15 protein-coding genes are annotated in these 20,411 nt (G+C 70.2%); 5 read left to right on the top strand and 10 right to left on the bottom strand.

Features of this window, described 5'->3' with window-relative positions:
- Window positions 1-129: 129 nt before the first annotated feature.
- From RAB71_RS01790 to RAB71_RS01780, 3 genes are read right to left on the bottom strand one after another with little or no spacing between them, the layout of a single operon-like run.
- Window positions 130-1,569, bottom strand: a complete 1,440-nt coding sequence (locus tag RAB71_RS01790; protein ID WP_029561832.1) for an efflux transporter outer membrane subunit — start codon at window positions 1,567-1,569, stop codon at window positions 130-132.
- Between the two features lie 11 nt (window positions 1,570-1,580).
- Entirely contained in the window at window positions 1,581-4,727 is a 3,147-nt protein-coding gene (locus RAB71_RS01785; protein ID WP_010341003.1) for an efflux RND transporter permease subunit, read from the bottom strand.
- A 9-nt stretch (window positions 4,728-4,736) separates the two neighbouring features.
- The gene (locus RAB71_RS01780; RefSeq protein ID WP_010341002.1) at window positions 4,737-5,948 is read right to left on the bottom strand and encodes an efflux RND transporter periplasmic adaptor subunit; all 1,212 of its coding nucleotides are present in this window, start codon (window positions 5,946-5,948) and stop codon (window positions 4,737-4,739) included.
- Window positions 5,949-6,108: 160 nt separating this feature from the next.
- On the opposite strand from RAB71_RS01780, the gene baeS reads away from it, so the two are divergent.
- A complete protein-coding gene (gene baeS / locus RAB71_RS01775; protein WP_010341000.1) occupies window positions 6,109-7,488 on the top strand; it encodes a sensor histidine kinase efflux regulator BaeS in 1,380 nt (459 codons plus the stop codon).
- On the top strand, window positions 7,485-8,168 hold the full coding sequence (locus tag RAB71_RS01770; protein WP_010340999.1) for a response regulator: 684 nt from the start codon (window positions 7,485-7,487) through the stop codon (window positions 8,166-8,168). Before baeS ends, RAB71_RS01770 begins: the two co-directional genes overlap by 4 nt.
- 108 nt (window positions 8,169-8,276) lie before the next feature.
- Here RAB71_RS01770 and purU read toward each other — a convergent pair whose 3' ends face one another.
- From purU to RAB71_RS01745, 5 genes are all read right to left on the bottom strand, one after another.
- Window positions 8,277-9,128: a formyltetrahydrofolate deformylase gene (gene purU, locus RAB71_RS01765; RefSeq protein ID WP_010340998.1), complete on the bottom strand. Its 852-nt coding sequence runs from the start codon at window positions 9,126-9,128 to the stop codon at window positions 8,277-8,279.
- Between the two features lie 411 nt (window positions 9,129-9,539).
- Complete coding sequence (locus tag RAB71_RS01760; RefSeq protein WP_010340996.1) at window positions 9,540-9,980, bottom strand: XVIPCD domain-containing protein; 441 nt, start codon at window positions 9,978-9,980, stop codon at window positions 9,540-9,542.
- A 122-nt stretch (window positions 9,981-10,102) separates the two neighbouring features.
- A complete protein-coding gene (locus RAB71_RS01755; RefSeq protein ID WP_010340995.1) occupies window positions 10,103-10,948 on the bottom strand; it encodes an NAD(P)-dependent oxidoreductase in 846 nt (281 codons plus the stop codon).
- 87 nt (window positions 10,949-11,035) lie between these two features.
- Entirely contained in the window at window positions 11,036-12,133 is a 1,098-nt protein-coding gene (locus tag RAB71_RS01750) for an NADH:flavin oxidoreductase/NADH oxidase (RefSeq protein WP_010340994.1), read from the bottom strand.
- Window positions 12,134-12,220: 87 nt separating this feature from the next.
- On the bottom strand, window positions 12,221-13,102 hold the full coding sequence (locus RAB71_RS01745) for an NAD-dependent protein deacetylase (protein ID WP_010340993.1): 882 nt from the start codon (window positions 13,100-13,102) through the stop codon (window positions 12,221-12,223).
- Between the two features lie 243 nt (window positions 13,103-13,345).
- On the opposite strand from RAB71_RS01745, the gene RAB71_RS01740 reads away from it, so the two are divergent.
- Entirely contained in the window at window positions 13,346-14,086 is a 741-nt protein-coding gene (locus RAB71_RS01740) for a response regulator transcription factor (protein WP_010340992.1), read from the top strand.
- Here the strand turns inward: RAB71_RS01740 and RAB71_RS01735 are convergent.
- A complete protein-coding gene (locus RAB71_RS01735; RefSeq protein ID WP_010340990.1) occupies window positions 14,067-15,467 on the bottom strand; it encodes a sensor histidine kinase in 1,401 nt (466 codons plus the stop codon). The genes RAB71_RS01740 and RAB71_RS01735 overlap by 20 nt on opposite strands.
- A 136-nt stretch (window positions 15,468-15,603) precedes the next feature.
- Between RAB71_RS01735 and RAB71_RS01730 the strand changes: the two genes are divergently transcribed.
- Both RAB71_RS01730 and RAB71_RS01725 read left to right on the top strand, forming a co-directional pair.
- Complete coding sequence (locus RAB71_RS01730; RefSeq protein ID WP_010340988.1) at window positions 15,604-17,964, top strand: YadA-like family protein; 2,361 nt, start codon at window positions 15,604-15,606, stop codon at window positions 17,962-17,964.
- Window positions 17,965-18,029: 65 nt separating this feature from the next.
- Window positions 18,030-19,985 (top strand): S8 family serine peptidase, encoded by a 1,956-nt coding sequence (locus RAB71_RS01725; RefSeq protein ID WP_010340987.1) that lies wholly within the window; start codon window positions 18,030-18,032, stop codon window positions 19,983-19,985.
- Window positions 19,986-20,016: 31 nt separating this feature from the next.
- Here the strand turns inward: RAB71_RS01725 and RAB71_RS01720 are convergent, their stop codons facing one another.
- Window positions 20,017-20,397: a VOC family protein gene (locus tag RAB71_RS01720; protein ID WP_010340986.1), complete on the bottom strand. Its 381-nt coding sequence runs from the start codon at window positions 20,395-20,397 to the stop codon at window positions 20,017-20,019.
- Window positions 20,398-20,411 lie beyond the last annotated feature (14 nt).

Raw genomic sequence — 20,411 nt, 5'->3', positions numbered from 1 at the left:
AGTGCCGAAGCCGCGGCTGGTGCAATTCGCTCGGCATGCGGTTGTTGTAGGAGCGGCTTCAGCCGCGACAGGCATTGCCGACAATGTCTGTCGCGGCCGAGCCGGTCCGACGACCGTGCGGGGAATACGCTAACGCGCCGCATCCGCCACAGACTCGCCGCTCTGCGCATCGGCGCCGCCGCCAAGCACCTTGTATAGGGTCACGCGGTTGCTCGCCTCGGTCAGGCGCAACGTGATCAGGTCCTGCTGCGCGGCGTAGAGCGAGCGCTGCGAATCCAGTGCGTCCAGATAGCTGTCCACGCCATTGCGATAGCGGGCCTCGGCCAGGTCATCGCTGCGCTGGGTGGCCGCGACCAAGGCGCGTTGTGCGTCCATGCGTTCATCCAGTTGCGCGCGCGTGGCCAGTGCGTCGACCACTTCGCTGAAGGCGCTCTGGATCGCCTTCTCGTAGGTGGCGACGTTGGCGTCGCGGGTGATGCGGGCCACGTCCAGTTCGGCCTTGAGCGCGCCGGCACGGAAGATCGGCACGCTGATGCTGGGCACGAACGACCAGGTGCGGCTGCCGGCGTCGAACAGACTCGACAACGCGCTGCTGCTGCGCCCGCTCGAGGCAGTCAGCGAGATGGTCGGGAAGAACGCCGCGCGTGCCGCGCCGATGTCGGCGTTGGCCGACTTCAGCGCGTGCTCGGCGTACAGCACGTCCGGCCGCTGCAGCAGCACGCGCGACTCCAGCGGCGCCGGCAGCGGCGCCAGCGCCACGCCGTCCTCCAGCGCGCCGGCCTGCGGCAGGGCATCGGCCGCCACCGACGCGCCGACCACCAGGTCCAGGGCGTTGCGCGCGGTGGCCAGTTGCGTGGTGTAGCTGGCCACGTCGGCACGTGCGCTCTCCACGCTGGTCTGAACTTGTGCCAGGTCCAGCCCGGAGGCGATGCCTTCGCGATGCCGCGCCTCGGTCAGCGTCAGGGTCTGCCGCTGGCTGTCCAGCGTCTGCTGCGCCAGCGCCAGGCGCTGCTGGTCGGCGGCCACGGCCAGCCAATCCGCGGCGACCTCGGCGACCAGGCTCAGGCGGGTACTGCGCTGGGTCTGCGCGGTGGCCAGGTAGGTTTCCAGGGCCTCGTCCTTGAGGCTGCGGATGCGTCCGAACAGGTCCAGCTCCCAACTGCTGACGGCGACGTCGGCCGTGTAGGTCCTCGCCACCTCGGCGCGTCCACTGGCGCTGGTGGAAGCGCTGCTGCGCGCAGCGCTCTGGCTACCGCTCACACTTGCCGACGGGAACAGGTCGGCGCCCTGGATGCGGTATTGCGCGCGCGCCTTGTCGATGTTGAGCACGGCCACGCGCAGGTCGCGGTTGTTGTCCAGCGCCTGCGCGATCACCTGCTGCAGGCGCGGATCGAGGAACACCTGGCGCCAGTCCAGGGTCGCCACGTTGGCGCCGTCGCCAGCGGCGCCGCTGCCGCTGTGGGCGAAGGTGGCCGGCACCGGTGCGTCGGGACGGGCATAGCTCGGCGCCAGGCTCGCGCAGCCGGCGAGGACACCGGCGCAGGCCACAACCAGCGCGCCACGGCGCAGGAACGAACGGATCACGGCGTTGTCTCCTCGGTGCGCAGCGGTTCCGATTCGGCGCGCTTGCCGGGGAACACGCTGCGCACGATCACGTAGAACAGCGGCACGAAGAAGATGCCGAGCGCGGTCGACATCAGCGTTCCGCCGAGCACGCCCGTACCCAGCGCGTGGCGGCCGCCGGAGCCGGCACCGCTGCTGACCACCATCGGCAGCACGCCGAGCAGGAACGCCAGCGAGGTCATCAGGATCGGGCGCAGGCGCAGGCGCGCGGCGTGCAGGGTGGCGTCGATCAGCGGCTGACCCTTCTCTTCCAGTTCCTTGGCGAACTCCACGATCAGGATGCCGTTCTTGGCGGCCAGGCCCATCGTCGCCAGCAGGCCGACCTGGAAGTAGATGTCGTTGGACAGCCCGCGCAGCCATGTGGCCAGCAGCGCGCCGACGATGCCCACCGGCACCGCCAGCATCACCGAGATCGGGATCGACCAACTCTCGTACAGCGCGGCCAGGCACAGGAACACGAACACCAGCGAGACCGCGTAGAGCATCCAGGTCTGCGCACCGGCCGCCTGCTCCTGATAGGACATGCCCGACCAGGCATAGCCCACGTCCTTGCCGATCTTGCCGATCAGTGCCGCGACGCCGCTCATCGCCTCGCCGGAACTGATACCGCTGGCGGCGCTGCCGGTGATCTCCATCGACTCGACGCCGTTGAAGCGGCTCAGCACCTGCGGCGCATACGCCCACTGGCTGCTGGAGAAGGCCGAGAACGGCACCATCTCCGCGCTGCTGTTGCGCACGTACCAGCGGCCGATGTCGGCGGGCAGCATGCGGGCGGCCGGCTCGCCCTGCACGTAGACGCGCTTGACCCGGTTGTTGTTGAGGAAATCGTTGACGTAGCTGCCGCCCATCACCGTGGCCAGAGTGGCGTTGATGTCCGCAGCGCTCAGACCCAGCGCGCCGGCCTTGGCGTCGTCGATCTGCACGCGGTAGGTGGGCGCGTCGTCCAGACCGTTGAAGCGCACCGCGCTCAGCTTCTTGTCGGCGTTGGCCAGTTGCAGGAGTTGCTGGCGCGCGGTGACCAGTGCGTCGTGGCCCTTGCCGGCCACGTCCTGCAGTTCCAGGGTGAAACCGGAGGTGGTACCCAGGCCGTTGATCGCCGGCGGCGACAGCGCGAACACCTGCGCATCCGGCAGCGTGCCCATCATCGCGCCGGTGATGCGGTTGGCGATCTCCTGTGCCGAGGCATCGCGCTCGGCCCAATCCTTGAGCTTGATGAAGCCCATGCCCGAATTCTGGCTGCTGCCGGCGAAGCTGAAACCGGTGATGGTCATCATCCCGGCCACCTCCGGCTGCTTGAGGATGAAGTCCGATGCCTGGTCGATGGACTGTTGAGTACGTTGCTGGGTGGCGCCGGCCGGCGTGGTGAACATCACCATCAACATGCCCTGGTCCTCGTCGGGCAGGAACGAACTGGGCAGGCGCCAGAACAGCAGCGCCATCGCCCCCAGCAGCACCAGATAGGCCAAACCGCCGAGCTTGCGGTGGCCGATCAGCTTGCCCACGCCGCGGCCGTAGCCATCGGCGCCGCGGTCGAAGCGGGCGTTGAACCAGCCGAAGAAGCGCCCCAGCACGCCCTTGCGCGACACATGCGCGCCGCGCTCGATCGGCTTGAGCAGGCTGGCGCACAGCGCCGGACTCAGGGTCAGCGCCACCAACAGCGACAGCAGCATCGCCGCGGCGATGGTCACCGAGAACTGGCGGTAGATCTCGCCGGTGGCGCCGCCGAAGAACGCCATCGGCAGGAACACCGCGGTCAGCACCAGGGCGATGCCGACCAGCGCGCCGGAGATCTGCCCCATCGAGGTGTAGGTCGCCTGCCGCGGCGACATGCCGTCCTCGCTCATCAGGCGCTCGACGTTCTCCACCACCACGATGGCGTCGTCGACCAGCAGGCCGATCGCTAGCACCATCGCGAACATGGTCAGCGTGTTGATCGAATAGCCGAGCAAGGCCAGCACGCCGAAAGTTCCCAGCAGCACCACTGGCACCGCGATCACCGGCACCAGCGTGGCGCGCCAGTTCTGCAGGAACAGGTACATCACCAGCACCACCAGCACGATCGCCTCGAGCAGGGTCTTGACCACCTCTTCGATGGAGATGCGCACGAACGGCGTGGTGTCGTAGGCGATCTCGTACTTCAGTCCGGCGGGGAAGTACGGCTTGAGCTGTTCGAGCTTGGCTTGCACCGCCTTGGCCGCATCCAGCGCATTGGCCCCGGTCGCCAGTTCCAGGCCCATGCCGGAGGCGGCCTTGCCGTTGTACTTGGAACTGGACGCGTAGGACTTGGATCCCAACTCGACCCGCGCCACGTCGCGCAGGTACACAGTGGCGCCGCCGGTCTGCGACTTCAGCACGATCGCCTCGAACTGCGCCGGGGTCTTGAGCTTGCTGCGCGAGGTGACCGTGGCGTTGAGCTGCTGGCCCTGCACCGCCGGCAATGCGCCCAGCGCGCCGGAGGAGACGTCGGCGTTCTGCGCCGAGATCGCGCTGCTCACGTCCGAGGGCATCAGCGCATAGGTGCGCAGCTTTTCCGGATCCAGCCAGATCCGCATCGAATACTCGGAGCCGAACACGTTGACCCCGCCGACGCCATCGAGCCGGCTGATCGGATCCTGCAGCGTGGACACCATGTAGTCGCCGATATCGGTGCTGTCCATGCTGCCGTCTTCGGAGGTGAAGGCCAGCACCATGAACATGCTGCTGCCCATGGACTTGGTGACGGTCACGCCATTGCTCTGCACCGCCTCCGGCAGCATCGCCTCGCCTTGCGAGACCTTGTTCTGCACCTGCACCTGGGCGGTGTCCGGGTCGGTGCCGGACTCGAAGGTCAGGGTGATCGAGGCGCTGCCGGCGGAGCTGCTGCTGGAGGTCATGTACAGCAGGTGGTCCAGCCCGGTCATCTGCTGCTCGAGGATCTGCGTCACCGAGTTCTGCACGGTTTCCGCCGACGCGCCGGTGTAGGTGGCACTGACATTGATCGACGGTGGCGCGATGTTCGGATACTGCTCCAGCGGCAGCGACAGGATCGAGAGCGCGCCGGCCAGGGTGATCACGATCGCGATGACCCAGGCGAAGATGGGACGGTCGATGAAGAAGCGGGCCATGGCGGTTCCTCAGTCGGCCTTCGGTGCCGCGGCAGTGGCACCCTGCGTAGCCGTTGCGGCGGGGCCGGCCATCGCGGCCGCACTCACCTCCACCGCCTTGACCTCGGCGCCGACCGACACCTTCTGCAGGCCCTGCACGATGACCTTGTCACCGGCCTTCAGGCCGTCGCGTACCACCCACGTGTCGCCGATCGCATCGCCGGTGCGCAGCACGCGCTGGGCGACCTTGTGGTCGCTGCCGACCACCATCGCCACCGCCTCGCCCTTGCTGTTGCGGCTGACCGCCTGCTGCGGCACCAGGATGGCCTGCTCGTCCACCGCCATCGGCAACACCGCCTTGACGTACATGCCGGGCAGCAGCAGATGGTCGGGATTGGGCACCACCGCGCGCAGCTTGACCGTGCCGGTGGCGGTATCGACTGCGGCATCCACCACCTCCAGCGTGCCGCTGTGCGCATAGGTGCTGCCGTCCTCCAGTTGCAGCGTCACCTCGGCCTTCCCGTCCACCGCCTTGAGCTGGCCGGCGTCGAGTTGGCGGCGCAACTGCAGCAGCTGCGCGCTGGACTGGGTCACGTCCACATACATCGGGTCGAGCTGGTTGATGGTGGCCAGCACCTCGCTCTGGCCGGCGCTGACCAGCGCGCCCGGCGTGTAGCTGGAGGTGCCGATGCGTCCGGAGATCGGCGCGGTGATGCGGGTGTAGTCGAGATTGATGCGCGCGGTCTGCAGTGCGGCCTTGGCCGCGACCACCGCCGCCTCGTTCGAGCGCAACGTGGCCAGCGCATCGTCGCCGTCCTGCTTGCTGACCGCATCCAACCCGACCAGGGTCTGGTAGCGCTGCGCCTTGGGCCTGGCCGACAGGACCGCCGCCTCGGCCTGTGCCAGGTCGCCCTTGGCGGTGTCGTACGCAGCCTGGTAGCTGGCCGGATCGATCTCGTACAGCACCTGCCCCGCGTGCACGTCCTGGCCTTCGGCGAACAGCCGCTTGCGCAGGATGCCGCCGACCTGCGGGCGCACGTCCGAGGCCATGTAGGCCACGGTGCGGCCGGACAGGGTCTGATCCACAGCGAGGCGTTGCACCGTGACTGTCTGCACGCCGACCTGCGTCTGCGGCATCTGCGGCGGCAGCTTGGACGAACACGCGGCCATGACCGTGGCGATGGCGACGGGCAACAGCCAGCGCGAGGACGCGATGGGAAGACGACAGGCGACGGACGGCATGCGGCGAACTCACGGGATTTCCGAAGCTGGCCACGCTAGTGCGCAAATGTGCAGCAAATTTGGAGATTGCCGGCGATGGCGCGGATTCGCTTGATTTCCACTGCCATGGCGCGGCTAATACGCAGCAATTGTCGTTTCCGCGCCGCGCGTCGCCCCTCCGATGAAACTGGGCCTCACCGCCAAGCTGTTCCTCGCCATCCTCGCCGCCTGCGTGACGGTGCTGTTGATCAACGGCCTGGCCGTGCAGGCCTTCGTCAAGCGCCAGTTCCTGGATTACCTCAACGAACAGGGCGTGGAGCGCATGCAGGAGGCCTTGCCGCGGGTCAGGGCCGAATACGCGCGCCACGGCAGCTGGGATTTCGTGCGCGACAATCCCGAAGTCTGGTTCGTGCTGATGCGCCCGGAGCGTGGCCCCGGCCCGCCGCGCAGGGCGCCGCCGATTTCCGACCAGACCGGCGCGGTGTTTCGCTTCGCGCTGCTCGACCAGGACTTCAAGTCGCTGATCGGCAATCCGGATGTCGGGCGCGACGATATCCTGCGCCCGGTGGTGGTCGACGGCCGAACCGTCGGCTGGATGGCGATGCTGCCGTTCCAGAAAGCGCTGGCAGCGGCAGACGCGCGGTTCTACGCGGCGCAGCAGCGCGCATGGTGGACGATCGGCAGCGCCTCGCTGGTGGTCGCCGCGCTGCTCGGTTGGCTGCTGTCGCGCGCCCTGTTGCGGCGCATGCGCGGCCTCACCGGCGCCACCCACCGTCTGGCCGCCGGCGACTACGCCACCCGCATCGACGCCGACGCGCGCGACGAACTCGGCCAGTTGGCGCGCGACTTCAATCTGCTGGCGCAGGCGCTGGAGCACAACGAGCGCGCGCGTCGCGACTTCATGGCCGATATCTCGCACGAGCTACGCACGCCGCTGGCGGTACTGCGTGCGGAACTGGAAGCGCTGCAGGACGGCATCCGGCCGATGACGCAGCACTCGCTGGGCTCGCTGCACCAGCAGGTCGGCCAGCTCGGCAAGCTGATCGAAGACCTGTACGACGTGTCGCTGACCGACGTCGGCGCGCTCGCCTACCGACGCGCGCCGGTCGACCTGGCGGTGATCCTGGCCACCGTGCTTGACGGCATGCGCGCGCGCTTCGCCGCCGCGCAGCTCCACGTGCAGGAGCAGATCCAGGCCGGCCCGCTGCCGGTGGACGGCGACGAACGCCGCCTGCAGCAACTGCTCGGCAACCTGCTGGAGAACGCCCTGCGCTACACCGATGCCGGCGGCACGGTGCAGGTGCGCTGCACGCTCCGCGACGCGATGCTGGAGCTGGTAGTGGAGGACAGCGCACCAGGCGTGGAAGCGGACAAGCGAGCGCGCCTGTTCGAACGCTTCTATCGCGCCGAGGCCTCGCGCAACCGCGCCAGCGGCGGCAGCGGCCTGGGCCTGGCGATCTGCCGCAACATCGCCGAGGCCCATGGTGGTGCGATCGACGCCGAGCCTTCTACACTCGGCGGATTGCGCGTGGTGGTACGTCTACCGGCGCTCGCGGCATGAGCAGCCTGGATCCGATCGGGCACGTGCTGATCGTCGAGGACGAACCGCGTCTGGCCGCAGTGCTGCGCGAATATCTGCACGCGGCCGGCTATTCGCACGACTGGATCGCCGATGGCGCGCAGGTACTGGGCGCCTTCCGCGCGCAGCAGCCGGACCTGGTGCTGCTGGACCTGATGCTGCCCAACCGCGATGGGCTGGAGATCTGCCGCGACCTGCGCAGGGAAAGCGCGGTGCCGGTGATCATGGTCACCGCGCGGGTGGAGGAGATCGACCGCCTGCTGGGGCTGGAGATCGGCGCCGACGACTACATCTGCAAGCCGTTCAGCCCGCGTGAGGTGGTGGCGCGGGTGCAGGCGGTGCTGCGCCGCCATCGCCACGATCCCAACGGCGCGCCGGCGCCGGGCCTGCGGATCGACGAGGACGCGTGCCGCGCCAGCGTGCACGGCCGCGACCTGGACCTGACCCAGGTCGAGTTCCGCCTGCTGCGCACCCTCGCCGCCGCGCCGGGACGCGTGTACTCGCGCGAGCAACTGATGGACCGGCTCTACCTCGACCACCGCATCGTCACCGACCGCACCGTCGACAGCCACGTCAAGAACCTGCGCCGCAAACTCGCCGACGCCGGCGTCGAGGACTGGGTGCGCTCGGTGTATGGGGCTGGTTATCGGTTTGAGCCGTGATTGGGGATTCGGGATTGGGGATTCGCAAAAGCGGCCTGGCTGATCACCGTCGTGGTGTGACGCGGGCCGCTTTGACGAATCCCCAATCCCGAATCCCCACTCCCCGCCTTACCGAAACACGACCGTCCGATGCCCGTTGAGCAGGATGCGATGTTCGACGTGGCGGCGCACGGCGCGGGCCAGCACTTGCGACTCGGTGTCGCTGCCCAGGCGCACCAGTTCGCGCGGGGTCATGGCGTGGTCCACGCGGGCCACGTCCTGCTCGATGATCGGGCCTTCGTCCAGGTCGCCGGTGACGTAGTGCGCGGTGGCGCCGATGATCTTGACCCCGCGCGCGTGCGCCTGGTGGTACGGCTGCGCGCCCTTGAAGCTGGGCAGGAAGCTGTGGTGGATGTTGATCGCGCGCCCAGCCAGCGCCGCGCACAGGGTCGGCGACAGGATCTGCATGTAGCGGGCCAGCACCACCAGGTCGATGCGTTCGCGTTCGACCAGCGCCAGCAACTGCGCCTCCTGTTCGTCGCGATTGGCGGCGCTCACCGGCAAGTGATGGAACGGCACGCCGTAGGAGCCGGCGAGCGCGGCGAAATCGGGGTGGTTGGAGGCCACCGCGGCGATATCCACCCGCAACTGCCGGCTGTGCGCGCGGAACAGCAGGTCGTTGAGGCAGTGGCCCTGTTTGCTGACCAGCACCAGCAGGCGCGCACGGCGGCGCGCGTCGTGCAGTTGCCAGTCCATCGCGTAGTCGGTGGCCAGCGGCTCCAATTGCAGCTTCACCGCGGCGACGACGCCGTCGGCCGGCACGTCGAAGTGCACGCGCAGGAAGAAGCGGCCGCTTTCCTCGTCGCCGAACTGCTGCGCGTCGAGGATGTTGCAGCCGTGCTCGAACAGCAGGCCGCTGACGCGGTAGACGATGCCGGTGCGGTCCGGGCAGGACAGGGTCAGGATGTAGTCGTGGCGCATTTGCGGATGATAGGGGACCCGTACCCTCACCCCAACCCCTCTCCCGGAGGGAGAGGGGCTTATTGCTCCCTTCTCCCTTCGGGAGAAGATGCCCCGAAGGGGCGGATGAGGGAACGGGCGGAGCATCGTGCAGTCGAAACATCGCATGCGCAGCGCGCCCGTACCCTCACCCCAACCCCTCTCCCGGGGGGAGAGGGGCTTATTGCTCCCTTCTCCCTTCGGGAGAAGGTGCCCCGAAGGGGCGGATGAGGGTTCGGGCGAAGCCTCGTGCAGTCGAAACACACCGCATGCGCTGCGCGCCCGGCCCCTCACCCCAACCCCTCTCCCGGGGGGAGAGGGGCTCGGCCGTGCTCGCACTAACATCAGGTCGCGGCTGACGTCACACTTGGGACATTGCTCACTCGCCTGCACTCACTCCGGACGCAAGCGCAGCGCCAGACGGCGGTTGACCTTCTCCAGGCGCGCCAGCGAATCCTCCACCGACATGCCGACCGCTTCGTGGGTGGTGATGTGCGCGCGCAGGTGCGCCGGATCGTCCAGGTCGCCGCGCACCAGGAACACGTTCTCGCCATCCTCCACCTCGCCGATCTCGCGGCTGAGCACCACGTGGTCGACCTGGTCGAAGCCGTATTCCTTGGCCAGGGGCAGCAGCCGCGCCACCATGCGCTCGCTGATCGCATCCGGCGCGCGGCCGCAGGCCGCGTCCAGCGCGTGCACGCCCTCGCGGATCTGCGCGTACAACAGGTGATCCGGGTGGTCCGGATGATCGGGCCCCGGCACGGCCTCGCGCACGACCGCGCGCGGCGGCTGGATCGGCGCTCTGTCGCCGGGATCGGATGAATTCGGGCTCATGGCATCCTCCTGTGATGCGCCAGCAAATCGCCGCACCTTAGCGGCAAGCGCGCGCCAGGCTCAAGCGGGCACGCAGTGTGCCGCATGCGCCGCCAAGGTCCGCTGAAGACGTGCCGCGTCGCTCAGGCCTGGCCGGCGCGGCGCGCGGCGACCTTGGCCAGCGCCGCCCAGTCCAGTTCGCCGTCGCCGTGCGCGATGGCCTCGATGAAGGCATCGCGCAGTACCGCCGCCAGCGGCATCGGCACATGCCGGGTCTCGCCGGCGTTCAGCGCCAGGCGCACATCCTTCAGGCCCAGCGTGGCCTTGAAGCCGGCCGGGCTGTAGCGCTGCTCGGCGATCATGCCGCCGTAGGTCTGGTAGGCCGGTGCGGCGAACACGGTGCTGGTGAGCATGTCGAGGAAATCGGCCGCTTCCACGCCGTGCCCGCGCACCAGCGCCGATGCTTCGGCCATGGTGCCGATGGCGCTGGCCAGGCACAGGTTGGCGGCGAGCTTGACCGCGTTGGCCTGTTCCGGCGCGGCGCCGAAATACCAGGTCTTGCGTCCGATGACATCGAGCAACGGCTGCACCCGCGCCAGCGCCGCGGCATCGCCGGCGGCCAGCAGGTTGAGCTGGCCGGCCGCGGCCACCTCCACCCGCCCCAGCACCGGCATCGCCAGGTAGGCGACGCCGCGCTCGGCATGCAGCGCGTGCAGTTCGCGCGCCAATGCCACCGAGATGGTGGCCATGTTGACGTGCACGCTGCCCGCAGTGAGCGCGTCCAGCGCGCCGCGATCGAGCAGGGTCTCGCGCACCGCGGTGTCGTCGGCCAGCATCGAGAACAACACCGGCCCGCGCACCGCGTCGGCCGGTTGCGCGGCCAGCTGCGCGCCGGCCTCGAGCAGGGGCTGCGCCGCCGCGGGGCTGCGGTTCCAGACCGTCAACGCATGGCCGGCACGCAGCAGGTTGAGCGCGATCGGCTGGCCCATCGTGCCCAGGCCGAGGAATCCAATCGTCGTCATTGCATGCTCCCTGAAGAAATCGAAGTGGAGGCCGCCAACCGTGCGGCGCGTCGGTCAGGCGTCGAACACGCCGCGCGCCGCGTGCGGCTCGCAGCGCAGGTATTGCGGCGACGGCCGCAACCGCGCGCCCAGTGCGGCGGCCGCGTGCCAGGGCCAGCGCGGATCGTAGAGGATGCCGCGGGCCAGCGCGATGGCGTCGGCGCGGTCCTCGGCGAGGATGGCTTCGGCCTGCTGCGGCTCGGTGATCAGGCCCACCGCGATCACCGGCATGCGCAGCGCGCGGTGCAGGGCCTCGGCCAGCGGCACCTGGTAGCCGGGCGCCACCGGAATACGCTGGCGCCGGTCCAGCCCACCGCTGGACACGTGCAGGTAATCGCAGCCCTGCGCCTGCAGCGCCTGCGCCAGCGCCTCGCTCTGCGCCAGGTCCCAGCCGCCGTCGACCCAGTCGGTGGCGGAGATGCGCACGCCCACTGCGATGCTCGGCGCCACCGCGGCGCGCACCGCCGCATGCACGCGCAGCAGCAGGCGCATGCGGTTCTCCAGGCTGCCGCCATAGGCATCGGCACGCTGATTGCTCAGCGGCGACAGGAACTGGTGCAGCAGGTAGCCGTGAGCGGCATGCAGTTCGATCAGCTCGACGCCGAGGCGCTCGGCACGCCGTGCCGAGGCCACGAACGCCTCGACGATGGCGTCGATGCCGGCCAGGTCCAGCGCCTGCGGCGGCACGCCATCCTGGTCGAACGCCTGCGCCGACGGCGCCACGGTCTGCCAGCCATTCGGCTGGTCGGGCGCGATCGCGCCGCCGCCGTCCCAGGGCTTGCGCGTGGACGCCTTGCGCCCGGCGTGCGCGAGCTGGATGCCCAACGGCATCGGCGACCAGCGGCGCACCGCGCGCAACACCGTGTCCAGCGCCGCCTCAGTGGCATCGTCCCACAGGCCCAGGTCGGCGTAGCTGATGCGCCCGCGCGGTTCGACCGCCGTCGCTTCCAGGATCAGCAGGCCGGCGCCGGACTGCGCCAGTTGGCCCAGATGCTGCACATGCCAGTCGCTGGCACGGCCGTCCTCGGCCGAGTACTGGCACATCGGCGCGATCACGATGCGGTTGGACAACGACAGCGGCCCCAGTGCCAGGGGCGAGAACAACTGGCTCACGATGCGGATCCATGGAAACGCCGCGCGCGGCGCGGGAGGCGGCCATTGCACTCCTGCCGCACAGCGCGATCAACCACTGCCGGTGGATCAGTTCGTGCCGGGATTCGGAACGCGCGCCGCTGCCGGCAGCAGGAAGGCCAGCGCCTGCGCGCACGATTGCTCCACTTTCAGGCTCAGCAGATCGTCGCCGCGGGTGCGGCCCAGGTTCACTGCGGCGATGGGCAGGCCAGCCTTGGCCGCGGCCTGCACGAAGCGGAAGCCGGAATAGACCATCAGCGACGAGCCCACCACCAGTACCGCGTCGGCGCGCTGCAGATGCGCGAAGGCACTGGCCACGCGCTCGCGCGGCACGTTCTCGCCGAAGAACACCACATCCGGCTTCAGCACGCCGCCGCAGTGCGCGCAGGGCGGCACCACGAAGCTGGCGAAATCCTCGCCGTCCAGGTCGGCATCGCCGTCGGGCGCTGGCGCGGCCTGCAGCGTTGCCCACTGCGGGTTGTGCTGCAGCAGGTGCTGCTGGAACGCCTCGCGCGGCATGCGCCGCTCGCAACCCATGCAGCGCACCACGTCCAGGCGCCCGTGCAGGTCGATGGTGGCGCGGCTGCCGGCGGCCTGGTGCAGGCCGTCCACGTTCTGGGTCAGCAGCAGTTCGACCTGGCCGCGCGCTTCCAGCTGCGCCAGCGCGGCGTGGGTGGCATTGGGCCGCGCATGACCGAAGCGCGGCCAGCCGAGCAGGCTGCGCGCCCAGTAGCGCTGCCGCGTCGCCAGCTCGCCCATGAAGGCCTGGTAGGTCACCGGCTGCGCACGCTTCCAGTCGCCGGCGGCGTCGCGGTAGTCGGGAATGCCCGAGTCGGTGCTGCAACCGGCGCCGGTCAGCACGAACAGGCGCCGGTGGCGGTCGACGAACGCTTCCAGCGCGGACGCCGCCGGCTGTGCGGACGCGGGGTGATCCTGCAGCAACTGCGACATCGTGAAGGTCCCGGACGTGATGGAGGCGCACGCGACGGCCGCGTGTCGGCTCCCTATCTAGGGGGTGGGCGGCGGCAACGCAAGCCTTGGCCGGAGCGGCCGCTGAAGCGTTGCCGCGCGCATTGAAAGCCCGCGGGAAACTGGCTACTGTCCAGGACGCGGCAGGATGCTGAGCGTTCACGGCATGCGTCACGCCGCACGCTGCCTCCGTGAGGAATGCCGTCCCTTCGCCGATTCCGCCTCGTGAGCCGCGTTTCCGATCCCACCCCGCCCCCGTTCGCCGCTGCCGCCAACGCCCCGCTGCGGGTGGCGTTGCTGGAGGACGACGATGTGCTGCGCGACCGCGTGCTGCTGCCGGGCTTGCTGCGGCACGGATTCGAGGCGATACCGCTGCGCACCGCGCAGGCGCTGTGGACGGCGCTGGAGGCGCAACGTGTCGACCTGATCGTGCTCGACATCGGCCTGCCCGACAGCGACGGCTTCACCCTGACCCAGCAACTGCAGGAACGCCGTCCCGGCATGGGCATCGTCATCCTCAGCGGCCGCGGCGAGCAGCCGGATCTGGTGCGCGGGCTGGTGCAGGGCGCCGATGCGTACCTGATCAAGCCGGTGCAGATCGAGATCCTCGCCGCCACCCTGTTCAGCGTGGCCCGGCGCATGCTGCGACCGGCGGCGCCGGCCAGCGAGGAATGGCAATTGCAGGACGACGGCTGGTGCCTGTTCGCACCGGATGGGCAGGCGGTGCCGTTGACCGCCTCCGAACGCAAGGTGCTGCAGAGCCTGTGGCAGGCACGCGGACGACTGGTCAGCCGCGATGCGCTGATCGGCATGCTCGGCGGCAACGCCGGGCTGGAGATCGATCCGCACCGGCTGGATGCGTTGCTGCATCGGCTGCGGCAGAAGGTGCACGAGCGCACCGGCAGCGCGCTGCCATTGCGCGCGGTGCGCGGCGAAGGCTATCTGCTCATGCCGCAGGAGCGCTGAGCCCGGCCAGCGGCAGGCGCAGCACGAAACAGGTGCCGGCGCCGGGTGCGCTGCGCACCTGCAGGCTGCCGTGCGCCTGTTGCGCCATTTCGAACGCCACCGCCAGACCCAGCCCGGTGCCCTGCCCGGCCGGCTTGGTGGTGAAGAACGGCTCGAAGATCTGCCGTTGCACGGCCTCGCTCATGCCCATGCCGGTATCGGCGATGGCGATGACGACGGCCTCGCCGTCGCGGCGCAGCTGCAGCGAAAAACCGCCGCCGCCGGGCATCGCATCGCGCGCGTTGGCGGCGAAGTTGAGCAGCGCCAGGTCGAAGCGGCTGCGGTCCAGCAACACCGGCGCCGGGTCGGTGGTGAGGTCCAGCCGCACCTGCACGGTGGCGCCCAACAGTTGTCGCAGCATCGGCTGCAGGCTGCGCAGCGCTTCGCCGGCATCGAAGCGCTCGGGTACGCTGGCCTCGCGGCGGCTGAAGCTGAGCAGCTTGCGGCTGACCGCCACGCCGCGCTGCGCGGCCAGCGCCACGCCCTCCAGCGCATCGGCCAGCACCAGCGCATCGCGGGGCGGGTGATAGTCCAGTTCGTGCACGCAGTGGCGTTGCTCGGCGTAGCCCAGGATCGCGCTGAGGATGTTGTTGAAGTCGTGCGATACGCCACTGGCCAACTGTTCCACCAGCTCGATCTTCTGCAGGTGCAGCAGGCGTTGCTGCGCCAGCGTGCGTTCGCGCATCTCCACGCGCAAACGCGCGGCGCTGCGCCGCGCGCGCCACAGGCTCTCGCGCAGCGCGGCGACGGTGCGGTCCAGCACCAGGGTAATCATCAGGTAGCTCAACGCCAGCGACGGCAGGTTCTGGAACGGGCTGCGATTGCCGTGCGGATCCTGGCCCCACGGACTTTCCATGCCCAGCCAGAAGATCAGCGGGATGCACAGGTACACCAGCCACAGCGCACGACGTCCGATCACCAGCGCGGCCAGGGTCAGCATCATCATCGGGTAGGGATCGAAGGCCTGCAGCTGGTAGCCGAACGCCAGGTTGGCGGCGACTGCCGAGCACAGCACCACCGCGATGAACATGGCGGTGGCCTGTTTCAGCAGGCCACGGCGGATCATCCAGACCGCGGCCCAGGCCGCCGCGGCGATCGCCGCATCGGTGCCGACGTCCACCGCCAACTGCACCGTGCCCATCTCGATGCGCGGCGCGGTCAGCAGGTGATAGAGCTTGTTGAGCGGAATCTCGCTGCCCAGGAACACGAACAGCACCTGCAGCGCCGGCGCGTTGCGTCGGTCCAGCGGGTCGGCGATCGGTACCCGGCGCAGCCACAGCCAGAGGCGCCGCCACAGCCGCGCGGCAAGCGCGACCGGCGCAGAGTGCGCACCCCATCTCACCCGGACTCCCATGGCGGTGAGTCTACCGTGAGGAAGCGGTGAATCTGCGTGCATTGAAGGGCCGCAGGGCTTGCGGCCTTAATCGGGCCTGACTCGATGTCGGGACGACGCTCCCGGCCCCAGCCCGGAACCCACGATGCCTCTTCTGCCCAACGCCCTGCGCACCCGTGCGCGCCCGCTGCCGTCCTCGTCCATCCTGCCGCAGGCGTCTGACGGGTTGTTGACCGCCGCGTTGCTGCTGGCGCTGAGCCTGCCCGCGAGCGCCTTCGCAGCGCCGGCACCGACCACGGCCACCCCGACGTCGCAACGCGATACCGCCGCCGCAACCTCCGGCGCCGAGACCGACAGCGCCGACGCCGCCGACACCACGCCGCAGGACGCCACCGCCCAGGACGTGCAGCCGGGCACCCAGAACACCACCCGCTACTTCCTGGCCGAAGGCCTGAACGACGGCAGCGACTACGCCAGCGCCGCCGGCCTGCGCGCGGTGGCGATGGGCGCGCGCGCCGATGCCTCCGGCGCCTTCGCCATCGCCATCGGCCACCACACCGTTGCCTCCGACAGCGCCGCCATCGCCATGGGCGATGGCGCGGTGGCCAGCGGCACCTCGGCGATCGCGATCGGCGGCAGCTTCTTCGGCAGCGCCGCGGGCGATGCCGCCGGCGCGCAGAGCACCGGCTTCGGCGCGCTGGCGATCGGCACGGCCGCCGCCGCCACCGCCGGCAACGCCAGCGCGCTGGGCTGGAACGCCAGCGCCGATGGCGACAGCGCCACCGCGGTCGGCTCCACCTCCGCGGCCAGCGGGATCTATGCGACCGCCGTCGGCGGTTCGTCGCGTGCCGAGAGCGAACAGGCCAGCGCCTTCGGCTACGCCGCCCTGGCGTCCAACGTCGGTGCCACCGCGGCCGGCGGCTACAGCACCGCCTCCGGCTATTTCGGCACCGCGATGGGCTACACCGCCACCGCCAGCGGCGACGGTAGTGTGGCGATCGGCGAAGGCGCCGCAGCTTCCGGCCAGCAGAGCGTGAGCATCGGCGCCAGCAACAGCGGCGTTCCCGCCCAGGCCAACGGCCTGGGCGCGGTGAACGTGGGCGCCGGCAGTTGGGCGCTGTCGGATTACGGCGTAGCGCTGGGCTTCGACAGCCATGCCGATGCGACCCACAGCGTGGCGCTGGGCGCGCAGGCGCTGGCGACCAGCGAGAACGCCATGGCCGTGGGCGGTCAGGCCTACGCCGATGGCGTCGATGCCAGCGCGTTCGGCAGCATCGCCAGCGCCAACGGCGAAGGCGCCACCGCACTGGGCAGCGGCGCCACCGCGATGGGCGCGAGCACCGTCGCACTGGGCTACAACAGCGCCGCCACCGGCGCCAACAGCGTGGCGATCGGTGCCGGTTCGATGGCCGACCGCGACAACGCGGTCGCCTTCGGCAGCGACGGCGCGCTGCGCCAGCTCACCTACGTCGCCGCCGGCACTGCCGACACCGATGCGGTGAACGTGCTGCAGCTGCGCAGCATCGCCAGCGCGCTCGGCGCCGGCAGCGCGGTCGGCGGCGATGGCAGCTTCACCGGTGGCAGCTACCTGATCCAGGGCCGCAGCTACGGCACGGTCGGCTCGGCGCTGTCGGCGCTGGATGGCGCGTTTTCGGCACTGGATGCCCGGGTCGGCAACCTGGTGCAGAGCGGTGGCGGCGGCGTGGCGGTGGGCAGCGGCGCCACCGGCGGTCCCACTGTCGGTGCCGGCACCAATGCGGTGGCGGTCGGCGCCCAGGCCACCGCCAACGGGCAGAACGGCACGGCGATCGGTTCCAATGCGCTAGCCTACGGTCCCAACGACACCGCACTGGGCGGCAACGCGCAGGTCAACGCCGACGGCAGCACCGCGGTCGGCGCGAACGCCAGCATCAGCGCCAGCGCGACGAATGCGGTGGCGGTAGGCGAAAGCGCCACGGTCGCCGCCGCCTCCGGCACCGCCGTCGGCCAGGGCGCCTCGGTCTCGGCGAACAACGCCGTGGCCCTCGGCCGCGGTTCGTCCGCCACCCGCGCCAACACCGTCTCGGTCGGCAGCGCCGGCAACGAACGCCAGATCAGCAACGTCGCCGCCGGCAGCGCGCCCACCGACGCGGTCAACGTGGCGCAGATGCAGGCCGGCGACAGCGCCACGCTGAGCAGCGCCAAGGCCTATACCGACAACCGCATGGCCGGCTGGGACGACAACCTGACCCGCCTGCGCACCGATACCGATCAACGCTTCCAGCACCTGGACCGGCGCATCGACCGCATGGGCGCGGTCAGCGCTGCTTACGCCGGCATGGCGACCAACACTTCCGGCCTGGCCGGAGCCAACCGGGTCGGCGTCGGCGTCGGCTCGCAGGGCGGCGAAAGCGCGCTGGCGATCGGCTACCAGCGTGCCATCGGCAACCGCGCCAGCGTCTCGCTCGGCGGCGCCTTCTCCGGCAGCGAGAAGAGCGTGTCCGCCGGTGCCGGCTTCAGTTGGTGACACGCGCCCGGTGGCGCCCCTTTCGTGATGTCCACGCCTTCGTCGATCTTCCCAGAGACACTGCCATGACCCATGCCATCCCGCTGTCCCGCAACCTGCTCGCCCTGTCGCTGGGCCTGGCCCTCGCCGGTACCGCACAGGCGCAGAGCGCCCCGCGCTTCTCGGTGCTGGCCCAGGCCACGCCTGGGCAATCCACCGTCTACGACGGCCTGATCGTGACCTACCGCGATGGCAGCAGCGCCGTCCGCGACGCGCGCGCGGCCAGCGCCACGTTGAACCAGATCATGGCCGCGCGCAGCACCGCCAGCACCTGGACCAGCACCTACCGACAGGCCGCCCCGGCCTTGAACCGGGTGCGCCGGCTCGCCATCGGCGCCGACCTGGTGCGGCCCAGCCGTGCGCTGACGCCGTCGCAACTGCAGACGCTGATCGCCAGCCTGAAAGCCGACCCCGCGATCGCGCACGTGGAGCCCAACCTGCTGCTCAAGCCGGTGCGCAGCACCGCGCAGGCCACGGCGGCCGCAGCGACCGCACCCAACGATCCCGGCTACGCCGTGCAGTGGCATCTGCGCACGCCCGACGGCCACCTGGAAACGCTGGCACCGGAGACCACCGGCTATCCGAACCGCGGCGGCATTGACCTGGTGCCCGCCTGGCAATACGGCACCGGCCAGGGCGTGGTGGTGGCGGTGATCGACACCGGCATCACCGCCCACCCGGACCTGGACACCTCGCTGGCCAGCGCCGGCTACGACTTCATCAGCGATGCGCTGCTCTCCGGCCGTGCCAGCAACGGGCGCGTGGCCGGCGGCTGGGACACCGGCGACTGGACCACCGACGACAAGTACCTGGTCGCCAACGGCGGCTGCGTGCAGCCGGAGGAACAGAAAACCAGTTCCTGGCACGGCACCCACGTCGCCGGCACCATCGCCGCGCGCACCAACAACGGCATCGGCATGGCCGGCGTGGCCCCGGATGCGAAGATCCTGCCGATCCGCGCGCTCGGCCACTGCGGCGGCACCACCGCCGACATCGCCGATGCCATCGTCTGGGCGTCCGGCGGCCACGTCGACGGCGTGCCGGACAATCCGAACCCGGCCGAGGTGATCAACATGAGCCTGGGTGGCGGTGGTTCCTGCGCGCAGGATTCGGTGACCTCCAGCGCCATCTCCAGCGCGATCGCGCGCGGCAGCGTGGTGGTGGTGGCGGCCGGCAACGATAACGCCGATGCCGCGGGCTATTCGCCGGCCAGTTGCCCGGGCGTGATCAACGTGGCGGCCAACGGCATCACCGGCGGCCGCGCCTACTACTCCAACTACGGCAACACCATCACTCTGTCGGCCCCTGGCGGCGGCGTCTATGCCAACGACGCCGCCAGCGGATCGGGCTCGGTGCGCACCGGCCTGATCTGGTCCACGCTCAACACCGGCGAAAAGGGTCCGGACCAGCCGGCCTATGCCGGCTACGCGGGCACCTCGATGGCCTCGCCGCACGTGGCCGGCGTGGTCGCGCTGGCGATCAGCGCCGCGCTCAACGCCAACCGCCCGGTGCCCTCGCAGGCGCAGTTGCGCGACATCCTGACCCAGACCTCCCTCCCCTTCCCGAGCAAGCAGACGCCGTACATCGGCGCCGGCATCCTCAATGCCGCCAAGGCCGTCGCCCGTGCCGCCGGCGCCAGCGGCGGCGGCGACGAGGCCACGGCGATCAGCGTGGGCCGCGGCACCGTCGCCAAGCTGTCGGCCGCGGGCGGCCAGGGGCCGCTGTACCGCCTGGACGTGCCGGTGAATGCCCGCAACCTGCAGCTGCGCACGCTCGGCGGCAGCGGCCAGCTCAAGCTGTACGTGCGCGCGGTGCGTGCGCCCGGCACCGACGGCAGCAATGCCGACTACAGTTCGCTGCGCAACGGCACCACGCAGAACGTGCAGATGGCGCTGCCGGCCACCGGCAGCTACTTCTTCCGCCTGGTCGGCGGCAGCGGCGGCTATGCCAATGTGACCCTGTCGGTCAGCTACTCGGAATGACCGCGCGGCGCAGGCGCTGCGGCGCCTGCGCTCACAAGGGGTTGGCGATCTCGATCAGGTTGCCGTCGGGATCGCGGATGTACACCGACAGGATCGGCCCGCGGGCACCGGTGCGTTGCACCGGGCCCTGCTCGATCGGCACGGCGGCAGCACGCAGCTCCTCGACCACCTGCGCCAGCGGCGTGGCAGTGAGCAAGCACAGGTCGGCCGAGCCAGGCGTGGGCGCCCGCGCCTTCGGGTCGAACTCGTGGCCATGCCGGTGCAGGTTGATCTTCTGCTGGCCGAACGCCAGCGCCTTGCGACCTTCGCCGAAGGTGACCACGCGCATGCCCAGCACCTGCGCATAGAACGCGCAGGTGGCGTCGATGTCGGCGACGGTGAGGACCAGATGGTCGAGATGGTCGATCTGCATCGCGGAATCCTCGC

It is taken from the genome of Xanthomonas sacchari (assembly GCF_040529065.1).
Lineage (GTDB): Bacteria > Pseudomonadota > Gammaproteobacteria > Xanthomonadales > Xanthomonadaceae > Xanthomonas_A > Xanthomonas_A sacchari.
The sequence above is the reverse complement of the archived record's forward strand: the minus strand, read 5'-3'. Positions and strand labels throughout refer to the sequence as shown.